This is a genomic window from Kocuria sp. SM24M-10, assembly GCF_001027955.1.
Lineage (GTDB): Bacteria > Actinomycetota > Actinomycetes > Actinomycetales > Micrococcaceae > Kocuria > Kocuria oceani.
On record NZ_LDNX01000055.1, the window covers coordinates 1 to 15,648 of the forward strand.

A 15,648-nucleotide genomic window follows, 5' to 3' on the forward strand; every position below is an offset into this window, starting at 1 on the left:
CGCGGCTGCGCGGTCCGCCCTGCGGTGGACCCCAGTCTAGTGCGCCGCGGCCTCCTCGGCGGCACGTTCGGCCGGGGCGCCTGCCCGGGCCTCCTGCTCGCGCACGTCCGCGTCCCGGGAGCGCAGCAGGGCGTACATCGGCGAGGCCACGAACAGGGTCGCGACGGTGCCCACGATGATGCCGACGAACAGCGACAGCGACAGGTCCTTGAGGGTGCCCGCGCCGAGCACGAGCCAGCCGATGAACAGGATCGAGCCGACGGGCAGGATGCCCACCACGGAGGTGTTGATCGAGCGCACCAGGGTCTGGTTCACGGCGAGGTTCACCTGGTCGGAGAACCGCCGCCCGGCCCGTTCGGGCGGGGCCGTGCCGTCGAGCAGGCCCTCGGTGTTCTCCCGGACCTTGTCGAAGACCACCACGGAGTCGTAGAGGGAGTAGCTGAGCACCGTGAGGAAGCCGATCACCGCGGAGGGGGTGACCTCGAAGCCCACGAGGGAGTAGACCCCGGCGGTGATCGCGACGGACGCGATCATGCCCGCGATCGCCGAGACGGACATCTTCCAGGTGCGGAAGTACAGGGCCATCAGCACGGTCGCCAGCACCACGAACGCCACGAGCCCCTGCAGCGCCTGCCGGGTCACGCCGGCGCCCCACGTGGGCCCGACGAACGTGGAGGTCACCTCGTCCTCGCTCACGCCGTAGGCCTCGACCAGGGCGTCCTTGACCGCGAGGGTCTCGTCGTCGTCGAGCTGCTCAGTCTGCACCCGGATCGTGCCGGGGGCGATGTTGGTGACCTCGACCTCCGCGGCGTCCGAGGACTCCGCGACGGCCTCGCGGCCGGTCTCCACCTGGGGGTCGGCCACCGCGGAGACGGTGAACTCGGAGCCGCCGGTGAAGTCGATGCCGAGGTTGAACCCGCCCTTGGCCACGGGCACCAGCAGGGACAGCCCCACGAGGGCGGCGGCGATGGCCAGCCACAGCTTCGCCCGCCCCACGAAGGGGTAGGAGGTGCGCCCGCTGTGCAGGGCGTTGCCGAAATCAGCGAACCGGGACATCAGGCGTTCTCCTCGGGGGTGCGGGCCGACGACGACGACGCGCCGACCGGGGCGTCCTGCGGTGCGGGCTCGCCGGGCCGGTCCGGCGGGACCCCCTCCGCCGCGCGGCGGCGCCGTTCGGCGATGGTCAGCCCGTCACCGGTCCCCGGCTCGCGCAGCCGCCCGGCGCCGCGGTACAGGGGCACCGCGTCCAGGGCCTCCGGGTTCAGCCCGGAGTGCCTGCCGCCGCCGCCGAAGTAGCGGGTGCGCGCGAGCAGCACCATCACGGGGTGGGTGAACAGGAAGACCACGAGCAGGTCCGCGATCGCGGTCAGCCCGAGGGTGAACGCGAAGCCGCGCACGTTGCCCACCGCCACGAAGTACAGCACGACGGCGGCCAGCAGGTTCACGGCCTTCGACGCGAGCACGGTCTGCCGGGCCCGCCGCCAGCCGTGGTCGACCGCCGCGGGGATGGAGCGGCCGCTGCGGATCTCGTCGCGGATGCGCTCGAAGTAGACGATGAAGGAGTCGGCGGTCTGGCCGATCGCCACGATCAGGCCCGCGACGCCGGCCAGGGAGAGCCGGTAGTTCGCCGACCAGCCCAGCAGGGTGATGGCCAGCCAGGTGAGCACGCCCGCGACCACGAGCGAGCTGATGGTCACGAGCCCCAGCAGCCGGTACTGGAAGAGGGAGTACACGCACACCAGCACCAGGCCGATGATCCCGGCGACGATGCCCATCCGCAGCTGGTCGGCGCCCAGGGTGGCGGAGATTTGCTGCTCGGACTGGATCTGGAAGCTCATCGGCAGCGCCCCGTACTTCAGCTGCTCGGCGAGGAAGCGGGCCTGCTCCTCGGTGAAGCTGCCCGTGATCTGCGCCTGGCCGTCCGAGATCACCGCGTTCATCTGCGGGGCGGAGACCACCTGGCCGTCCAGCAGGATGGCGAACTGGCTGCGGGGGTCCTCGGGGGTGGACTGGCCGATGCCGTAGAGGCGCTCCGAGAGCTGCCGGAAGCGCTCGGTGGCGTCCGGGCCGAACTGCAGGTTCACGGCGAACTGGTTCAGGGACACCCCCTGGGAGTTCTGCGCGGTCCCGTAGGAGGCGTCCTCGATCCCGGTGCCCTGGATCTCCACCGGGCCCAGGAGGTACTTGGTCCCGGTCTCGGGCTCGCAGGCGACCACGGGCGCGTCGGCGTCCTGGGCCTCGCGCTCCTCGGGGGACTGCGGTGCGGTGCAGTCGGTCTCCTCGAACTGCCGGTACAGCTCCGGGGTGATCCAGTTGGGGTCGGAGGAGTCGGCGGGCTCGGCGGCGGGCTCGGGCAGCTCGCCCTCGGGCACGCGCTGGTCCTCGGGCACGGGCTCGGCGGCCGCGGTGGTGAGCACGGGACGGAAGTTCATCTGCGCCGAGGTCTGGATCAGCTCACGGGTCTCGGCCGAGGGCACCCCGGGCATGGACACCACGATGGTGCTGCCGGACTGGGTGGCGATCTCGGCCTCGGCCACGCCGGAGCCGTCCACGCGCTGACGGATGATCTCCACGGCCTGGTCCAGCTGCTCGGGGGTGACCTCCTGGCCGGCCTCCTCGCCCTGCAGGGACGGGGAGAGGATCATCTGGGTGCCGCCCTCGAGGTCGAGGGCGAGCTTGGGCCCCCACCCGGTGCGGTCGGTGCCCGCGCCCCAGGCGAGCAGCCCGCCCAGCAGCGCCAGCAGCACGAGCAGCCCGATCAGGGCGCGGCGGGCGCCCGAGAGGGCGGCCCGCACGCCGGAGCGCGCCGGCGCGGTGCTCCCCCCGCCCCGCCCGGGGGCGGGGGGAGCACCGGAGGTCTTGCGTGTGGTCAGTGCCATGGTCTTCCTTACGCACCACGGCCCGGTCGGGCCGGGCCTGCTCATGGGAACGGGCCGACCAGCGGTCGGCCCGTCGCCCCGAAGGGGGGATCAGTCGTTGCGCGGTCCGGGATCGCGCCGGGAGTCGTCGTCCAGCGGGTCGACCGGGCTGGAGCCGGTGCCGTCGGTGTCGCGCACCTCCGGCTCGGCCGCCGCCGCGGTGCCGGCGGCGGGGGCCGCCTCCTCGACGACGGTGGTGACGGTCTGCAGGTGCACGGTCACCTCGGTGCCCGGGGCGATCTCCAGGACGACCTTGTTCGCGTCCCGGTCGATCGAGCGCACGGTGCCGTAGAGGCCGTAGTTCGTCATGACCTCGGTGCCCGGGGCCATGGCCGCCTGCTTCTCCTTGACCTGGGCCATCGCCTTCTTCTGCCGGCGCATGGGCAGCCAGACCAGCAGCACCAGGGCCACGAGCATGAACGGCAGCAGCCAGGAGGTGCCGCCTCCGGTGGGCTGGGCGGCCTGGGCGGAGAGGGACTGGGTGAGGAGGAGCGAGCTCACGGACTTCCGTTCGATCGGTGGTGGGTGTCCGTCCCATGGTAGGTGATGGAACCCGGGGCGTCCTGGACATCCACCGGCGGATCCGCGCGGCGGCCGCCGGTCAGTCCTCGAACAGGGGCGGGGCGTCCTCGCCCGCGGACGGGCTCGCCGCTGCGCCGAAGGCGGCCCGCAGCCCGGGGTCCTGGAACGCCGCGTGCTCCGGGACGGCCAGGCCCAGGTGGTCCCAGGCCGCCGCCATGGCGATCCGCCCCCGGGGCGTGCGCCCGAGCAGGCCCTCGCGGACCAGATAGGGCTCGGCGACGGTCTCGACCGTCTCGGTCTCCTCCCCCACCGCGATCGCCAGCGTGGACAGGCCCACCGGCCCCCCGCCGAACTTCGTCACGAGCGCCTCGAGCACCGACCGGTCCAGGCGGTCGAGGCCGCGGGCGTCCACCTCGTACATGTCCAGGGCCGCGGAGGAGGTGCGGGCGTCGATCCGGTCGATGCCGTGCACGAGCGCCCAGTCCCGCACCCGGCGCAGCAGCCGGTTGGCGATGCGAGGGGTGCCCCGGGACCGGGAGGCCACCTCGGCGAAGCCCTCGGCGGTCATCGCCAGGTCCATCAGCCCGGCCGAGCGCCGCAGCACGAGCTCGAGCTCCTCCACGGAGTAGAACTCCAGGTGGCCGGTGAAGCCGAAGCGGTCGCGCAGGGGGCCGGGCAGCAGGCCCGCCCGGGTGGTGGCGCCCACCAGGGTGAAGGGCGGCAGGTCCAGCGGGATGGAGGTGGCGCCGGCGCCCTTGCCGACCACGATGTCCACCCGGAAGTCCTCCATGGCCATGTACAGCATCTCCTCGGCTGGCCGGGACATGCGGTGGATCTCGTCGAGGAACAGCACCTCCCCCTCGGTGAGGGAGGACAGGATCGCCGCGAGGTCGCCGGCGTGCTGGATGGCCGGGCCGGAGGAGATCCGCAGGGGCGCGCCCATCTCCTCGGCGATGATCATCGCGAGGGTCGTCTTGCCCAGCCCGGGCGGGCCGGAGAGCAGGACGTGGTCGGCGGAGCGGCCCCGCAGCCGGGAGGCCTCCAGCACCAGGGACAGCTGCTGGCGCACCCGCTTCTGCCCCACGAACTCGTCCAGGTTGGCCGGGCGCAGGGCCGACTCGAGCTGCTTCTCGTCGGGCTCGTCGACCGGGGAGACGAGCCGGTCGCGGGCGTTCACGGCGGCGCCGTCCTCGCGGGCCATGCTCAGGCCCCCCGCTCCGCGCCGGCGCGGGCCCCGGCCTTGGCGGCGCCGAGCCACGCGAGCACGGTGCGCAGGATGGCGGGCACGTCCCCGGAGGCGATCAGCTCCTCGCGGCCGGCGAGGGCGTCGGCGACGCCGCGGGCGGCGTCCTTCTCGTTCCAGCCCAGCCCCACGAGGGCCTCCAGCACCTGCTCCCGCCAGGGCTCCACGGGCGCGGCGGCGGCCGGGGCGGGGCGGTCGGGGACGATCAGCTTGTCGGCCAGCTCCAGCACGATCCGGCGGGCGCCCTTGGGGCCGATGCCGGGCACGGCCGTGAACGCCTTGGCGTCGCCCTGCGCGATGGCACGGTGGACGTCGTCCGGGCCGAGCACGGAGAGCACCGCCAGGGCGGTGCGGGGGCCGACGCCGCTGACCCCGAGCATGATCTCGAAGACCTCGCGCTCGGCGGGGCTGCGGAAGCCGAAGAGCAGCGGGGACTCGTCCTTGCGCGCCACGTACGCCGTGTCGAGCCGGACCTCTCCCCCGATCCGCAGCCCGGACAGCGTCTCGGGGGTCGCCTGGACCTGGACGCCGAAGCCGCCCACCGCCACGACGGCGGTGGTGAGGCCGACGTGCTCGACCTGTCCCGTGATGGACGCGATCACCGCGCGCCTCCTTCCCGTGCCCCGGCGGGACCGGGAACGGTTGCTCGAACAAATCTACGAATGACGGCTCGCCGCCACTCTAGCAGGGGCCGCCGACTCAGCCGCGCCCGCCCCGGCGGGCCCGCGCCTCCGCCTCGGCCCAGGCGCGCTGGGCCGGGGTCATCCCGGAGCGGGCGGCGGCGAGGGGACGGGCCCCCTGGTGCGTCTCGGTCCGGGCCGTCGCGTCCACGCCCGTGCCGCCACCGCGCCAGCCGTGGCAGATGGCGATGGCCAGGGCGTCGGCGGCGTCGGCGGGCCGGGGCGCCTCCTCGAGCCGCAGGATCCGCACCACCATGCGGGCCACCGAGGCCTTGTCGGCCCTCCCCTCGCCGGTGACCGCGGCCTTGACCTCGGACGGGGTGTGCCAGGCCACCGGCACCCCGTGGCGGGCCGCCGAGGCGATGACGGCCCCCGAGGCGTGGGCGGTGCCGATCACCGTGTTCACACTGGTCTGGGCGAACACCCGCTCCAGGGCCAGGGCGTCGGGACGGTAGCGCTCGATCCACCGCTCGGCGGCCTCCCAGATCCGCAGCACGCGCACGTCGAGCGGGTCGGCGGCGTCCGTGCCGGCCACGCCGACGTCCACCAGGGACGCGGTGCGGTTGCCGGCCATGTCGATCAGGCCGAACCCGCACCGCGTCAGCCCGGGGTCCACCCCGAGGATCCGCTGCGAGGCCGTGGTCAGTCCTCGGCGTCGAGCTGGGCGAGGACCTCGGTGGGGATGTCCGCGTTGGAGTAGACGTTCTGCACGTCGTCGAGCTCCTCGACGGCCTCGACCAGGCGCAGGAACTTCCGGGCGCCCTCGGCGTCCAGCTCGACGAGCATGCTCGGACGGAACTGCGGGTCGTCGTTGTTGTACTCGAGCCCGGCCTCGTCGAGGGCGGCGCGGATCGCGGGCAGGTCGGTGGCCTCGGAGACGACCTCGAAGACCTCCTCCTGCTCCACGACCTCGTCGGCGCCCGCGTCCAGGACGGCCATGAGGACGTCGTCCTCCGTGAGCCCGTCGGTGCGGGTGACCTCCACGACGCCCTTGCGCTCGAAGAGGAAGGCCACGGACCCGGAGTCGGCCATCGTGCCGCCGTTGCGGGTCACCGCCACGCGCACCTCGGAGGCGGCGCGGTTCTTGTTGTCCGTGAGGCACTCGATGTACAGGGCCGTGCCCTGCGGGCCGCGGGCCTCGTAGAGGATCTCGGTGTAGTCGACGACCTCGCCGGTCAGCCCGGCGCCGCGCTTGATCGCGCGGTCGATGTTCGCCACCGGCACCGAGTTCTTCTTGGCCTTGGACACGGCGAGGTCCAGGGCCGGGTTGCCCGCGGTGTCGGCCCCGCCCATGCGCGCGGCCACCTCGATGCCCTTGATGTACTTGGCGAAGGCCTTGGCGCGCTTGGCGTCGATCGCGGCCTTCTTGTGCTTGGTCGTGGCCCACTTGGAGTGACCTGACATGCATTCCTCCTCGGAAGTCGTGACGGGACGTCGTGCTCGGGGTCTCGGAAGCCGCCGGTTGCCGTCCCGGAGCGGTCCGTCCGGGCGGCGGGCCGGACGGACCGGAAAAGTCCTGCTCCATCCTACCGGGTGCGGCGCCGTCCGCTCCCGGCCGTCTGCGGAAACCGGCCTGCGGGGATGGGCTTGCCGCGACCGACCTGCCATAACGGGCCTGCCGTAACGGGCCGACGGGAACGGGCCTGCCGTAACGGGCCGACGGGAACGGGCCTGCCGTAACGGGCCGGCCCGGAGGGCGCGGCCCGTGCCGGGCGGACGGATCAGCGGGGACGGGCCACGGCGACCGCCCGGGCGCGCTCGGCGAGCGTGTCGTCCAGCGGCTCGGCGTCGAAGCTCCCGAACCGGCGCTCCACCGCGGCCCGGATGAGGTGGTCGGCCACGGCGGGGTTCTTCGGCAGCATCGACCCGTGCAGGTAGGAGGCCACCACGTGGTGCACGCGCGCGCCCTCGGTGCCGTCCTCGCCGTTGTTGCCGGCGCCCTTGCGCACCGTGCCGAGCGGGGCCTGTCCGGGGCCCAGCCGGGTGATCCCCGAGTGGTTCTCGTAGCCGACCACGGTGCCGAACTCCGGGGACTCCAGGACGATGTTGCCGATCAGGCGCGTCGGCCCGCCCACCGTGGTGAGGTCCAGGATCCCGATCCCGGGCAGGGTCTCCCCGGCACCGGTGCGGAACTCGTGGCCGAAGAGCTGGTAGAGCCCGCAGATCGCCAGCATCGGGACGCCGTCGGCGGCCATCGCGCGCAGCTCCGGGGCGATCCGCTGCAGGTCCTCCTGGACACGGAACTGCCCGGAGTCCTGCCCGCCGCCGCCCACGAGCAGGTCGGCGTCGGCGGGGAAGGGGTCCCCGGGGTCGTGGTCGGACAGCCGCACGGCGTAGCCGTACTTCTCCAGCCGGCGCTTGAGGGTCAGGGTGTTGCCCCAGTCGCCGTAGATGTTCATGTCCCGGGGGTAGAGCTGGACGAGGTGGACGGTGCGGTCGGTCATGGGGGCTCCGCTCAGATCTCGGCGACCTCGGCCACGCGGGACAGCTCCCGGCGCAGCTCGAGCATGGACGTGTAGGTGCAGAAGACGCGCATGGGCCGGTCGCCGGCGGCGGCCACGAAGCGCCGCAGCGCGTCGCCGAGGTCGGGGACGACGTCGTGCACGGGGACCTCGTCGTAGTCCAGGCGCAGCGCCATGTCCCAGGCGCGGGTGCCGCCGACGACGTCCACCCCGGACTCGCGCAGGGAGTGGAAGTCGACGTCCCACAGCCAGGACACGTCCCGGCCGTCGGCGTACTCGTCGTTGATCGTGACCATGGTGGCGTAGTCGCCGGGGCGGGCCGAGGCCAGGGACAGGCGGAACCCGGAGGGGTTCTTCACGAGCAGCAGCTGGAGCGGCCGGCCGTCGACGTGGATGGTCTCGCCGCGCCCGAACGCCGGGGTGACGCGGGAGAGCTCGTCCACCAGTGCGGAGCGGTCGGCCTCCGGTCCGGCGACGGCGAGCACGAGCGCCAGGGCCGCGGCCGCGTTGTAGATGTTGTAGACGCCGTAGAGCTCCACGGTGGCCTCGACGTCCTCGCCGCCCACCGTGAGGTGCACCCGGTTCGCCGCGAAGGAGGTCAGCTCCACCTCGGCGGCCGGGCGCGGGGCGAGCTCGCGCTCGTGGTCCTCCTCGGCCTCGGGCCCGCCGGCGGAGCGCATGTCGTCGTCGGAGGGGAACATCCGGCGCAGCTCCGGCGCGAGGCCGAACCAGCGCACGTCGGTGCCGTCCGGGACGTGCTCGGCCAGCGACACGATCCGGGGGTCCTCCCGGTTGAGCACCACGGTGCCCGTGGTGGCCGCGGCGATCTGGGCGAGCATCCGGCGGGTCGTGTCGATCTCCCCGAAGCGGTCGAGCTGGTCGCGCATGACGTTGAGCAGCAGGGCGTGGCGGGGCCGGACCTGCTTGACGAAGTGCACCGCGTGGGCCTCGTCGAGCTCGAGCACGGCGATGTCGGCGTCGAGCCGGCCGGTGAGGCTCATCTCCCCCAGCAGCGCCGCCGCCACGCCCCGCACGAAGTTGGAGCCGGTGCGGTTCGTGAAGACCTTGTACCCCTGCGAGCGCAGCAGCTGGACGGCCATCTTGGTGGTGGTGGTCTTGCCGTTGGTGCCGCTGACGACCACGACCCCGTGCGGCAGCCGCCCGAGCTGCTCGGCCACGAACCCGGGGTGCAGCTTCTCCATCACGAGGCCGGGGAAGGCGGAGCCTCCTCCGCGCAGGGTCGTCAGGTACCGGATGCCTTGGCCGAGCAGGCGCACGTGGGGTCGGGACATGCGCTCCATCCTAGGGCGTGCGGGCGGCCCGCCCGTGGCGCGGCGGCTCGTCGCGGCGCCCCGCGGGGTCGTGAGCCGGTCCCGGCCACCGAGCCCGTCCGGCCGCCACTCCGACTCCGTCGCGGCCCGAGGGTTCCTCGCCCGGTGTCGAGCAGGCGGTACCGGGCAGGCGGTGCCGGGCAGGCGGCGGGCGATCGAGTGCGCCCGGTGGGACGTGCGCGTACGCTGGATGGACCAAGACCGGAGCCGGTGGCCGCGGTGGTTCCCCCGGGCCTCGGTCGGAGCCTGCGAACAGAGCCAGTGGACGGAGGGAACGGGTGGAGACCGACAGTCCCATGGTCGAGCTGAGCATGGTCTTCGCCCGACTGAGCGGCATGCTCCTGAGCGAGGACGGCGCCGCCGGGGCGGCGCGGCGGCTCGCGGAGGCGGCGTGCGTGCTCGTCGACGACGCGACGGGAGCGGGGGTCTCGCTCCTGGACGAGGCCGGCCGGCGGAGGACGACCGGCTCCACCGGCGGGTCCGTGGACGCCGCCGACGCCCTGCAGTACGAGCTCGGGGAGGGACCCTGCCTCAGCGCCTGGGCCACCGGGGCGGCCCAGCGGGTCGAGGACACCACCGAGGACCGGCGCTGGCCGGCCTGGTCCGCGGCCGCCGCCGGGGAGGGGATCCGCTCGGTGCTCAGCGTGCCGCTGGTGCGACAGGAGCACGAGCACGCCCTGGGGGCGATGAAGGTCTACGCCGCCGCCCCGCACGCCTTCTCCGCCCGGGAGGAGCAGGTGCTGGGCCTGCTGGCCGGGGCCGCGGCCACGCTGCTGGGCTCGGCCCTGGCGCCGGACGCGCCGAACCGGCTCAGCGCCTCGCTCCGGGCCGCCCTGGCCGACCGCCGGGCCGTCGACCTCGCCACCGGGATGCTGATGGAGCGCCACGGCACGGACGCGCAGGGCGCCCGCGCCACCCTGCTGCACGCCTCCCGTGCCCTGGACCTGCCCCTGACCCGGATCGCCTCCCGGGTGCTCGAGCGCGCCCCGGACCCCCAGCTCTGATGGGTGCGCCCGTGGACGACGACGGCGCCGCGCAGCAGGCCCGCCTGCTGCGCCTGGCCGTGGAGGACGCCGGGATCGGTCTGGGCCGGCTGTGGATGGACTACTTCAGCCTCGGCGGCGACGCCGGCACGGTCGAGGTCGACGCCTACTTGCACGAGTGCCTGGGGCTGCCGCCCTTCCAGCGCGACCTCCTGGCCCACGCGGCCAACGGGCTGCTCCGGCCGGGGGCGCCGCGGGCCCCGTACTCCGCGGACCTGCCCGGCGCCCCCCGGGACCCGGGCACGCTCCCGGACTGACCGGGGACGGCGCCGTCCCGGTAGGGTGTTCCAGCGAACGTGCCCACCCATCGAGTCCGACAGGGACTGAGCCTTGGACAACCCCCTCCTGCGCCCCAGCGAGCTGCCCTACGAGCTGCCGGACTTCCGGAGCATCCGGGAGGAGCACTTCCTGCCGGCCTTCGAAGCGGCGATGGCCCAGGACCTGGAGTGCGTGCGGGCGGTCCTGGCCGACCCCGCGCCGCCCACGTTCGCGAACACCGTCGAGGCCCTCGAGCGCGGAGGACTGGCCCTGGACCGGGTCGAGTCGGTCTTCTTCACCCTCACCGCCGCGCACAACACCGCCGGCGTCCAGCGGATCTACCAGGAGCTCGCGCCGCGGCTGGCCGAGCACAAGGCGGACTTCACGCTCAACAAGGAGCTCTACGCCCGGGTCCGGCGGGTGGACCGCACGGACCTGCAGCCCTGGCAGCTGCGGGCGCTGGACGAGTACGTCTCCTGGTTCCAGAGCTCCGGGGCGGAGCTGGGGCTGGACGACCAGCAGCGGCTGCGGGAGGTCAACGACGAGCTCTCCGCACTGAGCATCCGCTATGGCAACGACCTGCTCCGGGAGGTCAACGCCTCCGCCGTCGTGGTGGACGACCCCGAGGCGCTGGACGGCATGGACCCCGCGGACATCGAGGCCGCCGCCTCCGCGGCCGCCGAGAACGGCCACCGGGGACGCTACCTGCTCACGCCCGCGCTGTTCACCGTCCAGCCGGTGCTGTCGGTGCTCACGGACCGCGCGCTGCGCCGGCGGATCCACCTGGCCGCCGTCCACCGGGGCACCGGCGGGCTCGACGGTGAGGGCTCGCAGAGCCGCACGGACCTGCGCCCCCTGGCCGCGCGGATCGCCCGGCTGCGCGCGGAGCAGGCGCGGCTGCTGGGCTACCGCAGCCACGGCGACCACGTCATGGCGGGCAGCACGGCTCCCTCCCCCGAGGCGGTGCAGGAGATGCTCGAGCGGATCACCGGGCCCGCGGTGCGCAACGCGCTCGAGGAGCGCGCCGAGCTGGAGCGGCTCGCGGGCCACCCGATCGAGGCGTGGGACTGGCCGTACTGGGCCGAGCGGCTGCGCCGGGAGCGCTACCACGTGGACACCTCCGCGCTGCGGGAGTACTTCGAGCTGGAGTCGGTGCTCGAGCACGGGATCTTCCGCACCGCCCGTGAGCTCTACGGGCTGGTCTTCACCGAGCGCCCCGATCTGCCCGGCTACCTGCCGCAGGTGCGGGTGTGGGAGGTCACCGACGAGCACGGGGAGGAGGTGGGCCTGTTCCTGGGCGACTGGTTCACCCGGCCCACCAAGCAGGGCGGGGCCTGGATGGGCTCGCTCGTGCACCAGAACCGGCTCACCGGGCAGCGGCCCGTCGTCGTGAACAACGCCAACTTCACCCGCCCGCCCGCCGGTCGCCCGAAGCTGCTGACCCTGGACGAGGTGGCCACGGTCTTCCACGAGTTCGGCCACGCCCTGCACGGGCTGCTCTCGGACGTGCACCTGCCCTCGTTCTCCGGCACGAAGGTCCCCCGCGACTTCGTCGAGTACCCCTCGCAGGTCCACGAGATGTGGGTGCTGCACCCGGACGTCGCCCCGCACTACGCCCGGCACCACCGCACCGGGGAGCCGGTCCCGGAGGCCGCCCTGGCCGCCCTCCGGCAGGCCGCCGCGCACGGGCAGGGCTTCCGGACCGTGGAGTACCTGGCCTCGACCTGGCTGGACCTCGCCTGGCACGGGATCGAGGACCCGTCCCGGCTGCCCGACCCGCGCAGCGTGGAGCAGGAGGCCCTGGAGCGGGCCGGGATCGACGTGCCCGGCATCGCCCCGCGCTACCGGACCGGGTACTTCAAGCACATCTTCGCCGGTGGCTACTCCGCCGGGTACTACGCCTACATCTGGTCCGAGATCCTCGACGCGGACACCGCCCGGTGGTTCACCGCCCACGGCGGGCTCACCCGGGAGAACGGCCGCCGCTTCGCGGAGGAGGTGCTCTCCCGCGGCAACGAGACGGCGCCCCTCGAGGCGGTGGAGGCGCTGCTGGGCCGGCGCCCGCAGCTCGGCGCCCTGCTGCAGCGGCGCGGGCTGCTGCCCCGCGAGGAGTTCGTGCACCGGCGGCGGGGCGCCCCGGCCCCGGAGGCCGGGGGCCCGGACCGGGGGGACCGGGCCTGAGCAGCCCGCGGCCGAGCGCCACGGCCCCGCCGGGCGCCCGGAGCGGGCCGGGCACCCGGCGGGGCCGTGGCCCGCTCCGGGGTCAGGCCTCCGGCCAGGCGTCGGCGATGTCCTGACGGGTGTCCCCGAGGGTCTGCATGATCGCCTTGGTCCCCGCGAGCACGGGCATGAAGTTCGCGTCCCCGTTCCAGCGCGGCACCACGTGCTGGTGCAGGTGCCCGGAGAGCGACCCGCCCGCCGCGGCCCCCAGGTTGATCCCCACGTTGAAGGCGTGCGGGGAGGCCACCCGCCGGATCGTCGACACGGCGGTGCGGGTCAGGTCCGTGAGCTCGCGCAGCTCCTCCTCCCCCAGCTCCGTCAGGTCGGCCACGTGCCGGTACGGGCAGACCATGAGGTGCCCGGGGTTGTACGGGAAGAGGTTGAGGATCACGAAGCAGTGCTCGCCGCGGTGGACGATGAGGGACTCCTCGTCCGCGCGCTGCGGGCCGTGGCAGAACGGGCACCCGGGGTCCTCCCGCACGGACGGGTCCTCGCCGCGCACGTAGGCGAGCCGGTGCGGGGTCCACAGCCGCTGGAAGCTGTCGGGCACCCCCGGGATCTCGAACTCGTCCTGGCGGATCCAGTGGTGCGGAGGCCCGCCCTCGGGCGCCCGGCCGGTCACTGCCCGACCCCGGCCGTCTCCGCGGCGGCCTGGGGGTCCTCGGGCAGGGCGGCCGTCGGCTCCTCGTTCACCCGGCGCTGGACGTGCGCCACGATCCGTTCGACGGCCTCGCCGACCGGGACGCCGTTGTCCTGGGAGCCGTCGCGGAACCGGAAGGACACGGCGTTCGCCTCGGCGTCCTCCCCGCCGGCGATGAGCACGAACGGCACCTTTTCCTTGGAGGCGGTGCGGATCTTCTTGGGGAACCGGTCCGAGCCGGCGTCGAGCTCCACGCGCACCCCGCGGGCCCGGAGGGTGTCCACCACGCCCTGCAGGTAGTCGTTGAACGCCTCGGCCACCGGGATCGCCACCACCTGGACGGGGGCCAGCCACGCCGGGAACGCCCCGGCGTAGTGCTCCACGAGCACGCCCATGAAGCGCTCCACGGAGCCGAACAGCGCGCGGTGGATCATCACCGGGCGCTGCCGTGTGCCGTCCGCGGCCTGGTACTCGAGGTCGAAGCGCTCCGGGAGGTTGAAGTCCAGCTGGATGGTGGACATCTGCCAGGTCCGCCCGATCGCGTCCTTGGCCTGGACCGAGATCTTCGGGCCGTAGAAGGCCGCGCCCCCCGGGTCCGGCACCAGGGTCAGCCCGGACTCCGCCGCGACCTCGGCCAGGGTCGCCGTGGCCTCCTCCCACAGCTCGTCCGAGCCCACGAACTTCTCCGGGTCCTTGGTGGAGAGCTCCAGGTAGAAGTCGTCGAGCCCGTAGTCCTTGAGCAGGTCGAGGACGAACGTGAGGGTGGTGGTCAGCTCCGCCTTCATCTGCTCACGGGTGCAGTAGATGTGGGCGTCGTCCTGGGTCATGCCCCGCACCCGGGTCAGGCCGTGCACCACGCCGGACTTCTCGTAGCGGTAGACCTGCCCGAACTCGAACAGCCGCAGGGGCAGCTCCCGGTAGGACCGGCCGCGCGAGCGGAAGATGAGGTTGTGCATGGGGCAGTTCATGGGCTTGAGGTAGTAGTCCTGCCCCTGCTTGGTCAGCTGGCCGGTCTCGGCGTCGCGCTCCTCGTCCACGTGCATGGCCGGGAACATCCCCTCCCGGTACCAGTCCAGGTGCCCCGAGACCTCGTAGAGGTGGCCCTTGGTGATGTGCGGGGTGTAGACGAACTCGTAGCCGGCCTCGGTGTGGCGGCTGCGGGAGTAGTCCTCCATGGTCTTGCGGATGATCCCGCCCTTCGGGTGGAACACCGGCAGGCCGGAGCCCAGCTCGTCCGGGAAGGAGAACAGGTCCATCTCCACGCCGAGCCGGCGGTGGTCGCGCCGCTCTGCCTCGGCGAGGCGGTCCTTGTAGGCCTTCAGGTCCTCCTTGGACGGCCACGCCGTGCCGTAGATGCGCTGCAGCTGCTTGTTCTTCTCGGAGCCGCGCCAGTAGGCGGCGGCCGAGCGCACGAGGGCGTAGCCGTTGCCGATCAGCTTGGTGTCCGGCAGGTGCGGGCCGCGGCACAGGTCCTTCCAGACCGTCTCCCCGGTCTTGCGGTCCACATTGTCGTAGATCGTCAGCTCGCCGGCGCCGACCTCCACGGACGCGCCCTCGGCGGCGGCGTCCACGTCCCCGCCCGAGCCGGGGCCCTGGGACAGGCCGATCAGTTCGAGCTTGTACGGCTCGTCCGCCATCTCGGCCCGGGCCTCCTGCTCGCTCACGGCGCGGCGGCGGAAGGACTGCGTGGAGTTGACGATCCGCTGCATCCGCTTCTCGATGGCCTTGAGGTCCTCGGGGGTGAACGCCTGCTCGACGTCGAAGTCGAAGTAGAAGCCGTCGGTGATGTACGGGCCGATGCCGAGCTTCGCGTCCTCGTGCAGCTGCTGCACGGCCTGGGCCATCACGTGGGCCGTGGAGTGGCGCAGCACCTCGAGTCCCTCCGGCTCCGAGATCAGCACCCGCTCCACCGCGTCGCCGTCGGCGAGCTCGGTGGCGAGGTCCCGCAGCACACCGTTGACGCGGGCGACCACCACGGAGCGCTCCTCGCGGTACAGCTCCGCGGCGGAGGTGCCGGTCCCCACCGTGCGCTGCTCGCCGTCGACGGTGATCGTGAGGGGTGCGGACTCGGGCTGGTGCTCCGGCGCGGTGGTCATGGGGAGGGGTCTCCTTCGGTCGGCAACGGCACGCACCCGTACGGGGGGCACGCGGCAGCGGCACCGGCGGGCGGCGCGCACTGCATCGATGGTACCCGTCCGGTGCGGTGCCGACCGGTGCGCACCGGTGCTGACCAGTGGGGGTGCGGCCGGGCCCGGCCTGCTGGGCGGCCGCGCCCGGCGCTCCGGCCCGGCGGAGCCCGGCCCGTGCCGGCCCCGGCAGCAACCGGGCCCG

14 protein-coding genes are annotated in these 15,648 nt (G+C 73.6%); 3 read left to right on the forward strand and 11 right to left on the reverse strand.

Translation table 11 applies throughout. The features are described 5' to 3' along the window. Window positions 1-36 precede the first annotated feature (36 nt). The 9 genes from secF to ABL57_RS06690 form a co-directional block, all read right to left on the reverse strand. The gene (gene secF / locus ABL57_RS06650; RefSeq protein WP_047802675.1) at window positions 37-1,056 is read right to left on the reverse strand and encodes a protein translocase subunit SecF; all 1,020 of its coding nucleotides are present in this window, start codon (window positions 1,054-1,056) and stop codon (window positions 37-39) included. Beyond that, a complete protein-coding gene (gene secD, locus ABL57_RS06655; RefSeq protein WP_053004794.1) occupies window positions 1,056-2,879 on the reverse strand; it encodes a protein translocase subunit SecD in 1,824 nt (607 codons plus the stop codon). Before secD ends, secF begins: the two co-directional genes overlap by 1 nt. Window positions 2,880-2,969: 90 nt before the next feature. After that, a complete protein-coding gene (gene yajC, locus ABL57_RS06660; RefSeq protein ID WP_047802676.1) occupies window positions 2,970-3,419 on the reverse strand; it encodes a preprotein translocase subunit YajC in 450 nt (149 codons plus the stop codon). A 100-nt stretch (window positions 3,420-3,519) separates the two neighbouring features. Next, window positions 3,520-4,641, reverse strand: a complete 1,122-nt coding sequence (gene ruvB, locus ABL57_RS06665; RefSeq protein ID WP_047802677.1) for a Holliday junction branch migration DNA helicase RuvB — start codon at window positions 4,639-4,641, stop codon at window positions 3,520-3,522. Window positions 4,642-4,643: 2 nt separating this feature from the next. Next, window positions 4,644-5,285: a Holliday junction branch migration protein RuvA gene (gene ruvA / locus ABL57_RS06670; RefSeq protein WP_047802678.1), complete on the reverse strand. Its 642-nt coding sequence runs from the start codon at window positions 5,283-5,285 to the stop codon at window positions 4,644-4,646. A gap of 97 nt (window positions 5,286-5,382) precedes the next feature. Beyond that, window positions 5,383-5,979, reverse strand: a complete 597-nt coding sequence (gene ruvC, locus ABL57_RS06675) for a crossover junction endodeoxyribonuclease RuvC (protein WP_047802679.1) — start codon at window positions 5,977-5,979, stop codon at window positions 5,383-5,385. A gap of 26 nt (window positions 5,980-6,005) precedes the next feature. Then, on the reverse strand, window positions 6,006-6,767 hold the full coding sequence (locus tag ABL57_RS06680; protein WP_047802680.1) for a YebC/PmpR family DNA-binding transcriptional regulator: 762 nt from the start codon (window positions 6,765-6,767) through the stop codon (window positions 6,006-6,008). Between the two features lie 317 nt (window positions 6,768-7,084). Then, entirely contained in the window at window positions 7,085-7,807 is a 723-nt protein-coding gene (locus tag ABL57_RS06685; protein WP_047802681.1) for a type 1 glutamine amidotransferase, read from the reverse strand. An 11-nt stretch (window positions 7,808-7,818) separates the two neighbouring features. Next, window positions 7,819-9,126: a Mur ligase family protein gene (locus tag ABL57_RS06690; RefSeq protein WP_047802682.1), complete on the reverse strand. Its 1,308-nt coding sequence runs from the start codon at window positions 9,124-9,126 to the stop codon at window positions 7,819-7,821. 308 nt (window positions 9,127-9,434) lie between these two features. Here ABL57_RS06690 and ABL57_RS06695 point away from each other — a divergent pair, with 308 nt between their 5' ends. The 3 genes from ABL57_RS06695 (at window position 9,435) to ABL57_RS06705 (ending at window position 12,638) form a co-directional block, all read left to right on the forward strand. After that, window positions 9,435-10,160, forward strand: a complete 726-nt coding sequence (locus ABL57_RS06695; RefSeq protein WP_053004795.1) for a GAF and ANTAR domain-containing protein — start codon at window positions 9,435-9,437, stop codon at window positions 10,158-10,160. Window positions 10,161-10,171: 11 nt separating this feature from the next. Then, window positions 10,172-10,456: a hypothetical protein gene (locus ABL57_RS06700; RefSeq protein WP_238985995.1), complete on the forward strand. Its 285-nt coding sequence runs from the start codon at window positions 10,172-10,174 to the stop codon at window positions 10,454-10,456. 73 nt (window positions 10,457-10,529) lie between these two features. After that, complete coding sequence (locus ABL57_RS06705) at window positions 10,530-12,638, forward strand: M3 family metallopeptidase (protein ID WP_053004796.1); 2,109 nt, start codon at window positions 10,530-10,532, stop codon at window positions 12,636-12,638. Between the two features lie 82 nt (window positions 12,639-12,720). Here ABL57_RS06705 and ABL57_RS06710 read toward each other — a convergent pair whose 3' ends face one another. Both ABL57_RS06710 and thrS read right to left on the reverse strand, forming a co-directional pair. Continuing rightward, the gene (locus tag ABL57_RS06710) at window positions 12,721-13,299 is read right to left on the reverse strand and encodes an HIT domain-containing protein (RefSeq protein ID WP_047802684.1); all 579 of its coding nucleotides are present in this window, start codon (window positions 13,297-13,299) and stop codon (window positions 12,721-12,723) included. After that, window positions 13,296-15,413: a threonine--tRNA ligase gene (gene thrS, locus ABL57_RS06715; RefSeq protein WP_047802685.1), complete on the reverse strand. Its 2,118-nt coding sequence runs from the start codon at window positions 15,411-15,413 to the stop codon at window positions 13,296-13,298. Before thrS ends, ABL57_RS06710 begins: the two co-directional genes overlap by 4 nt. Window positions 15,414-15,648: the final 235 nt, after the last annotated feature.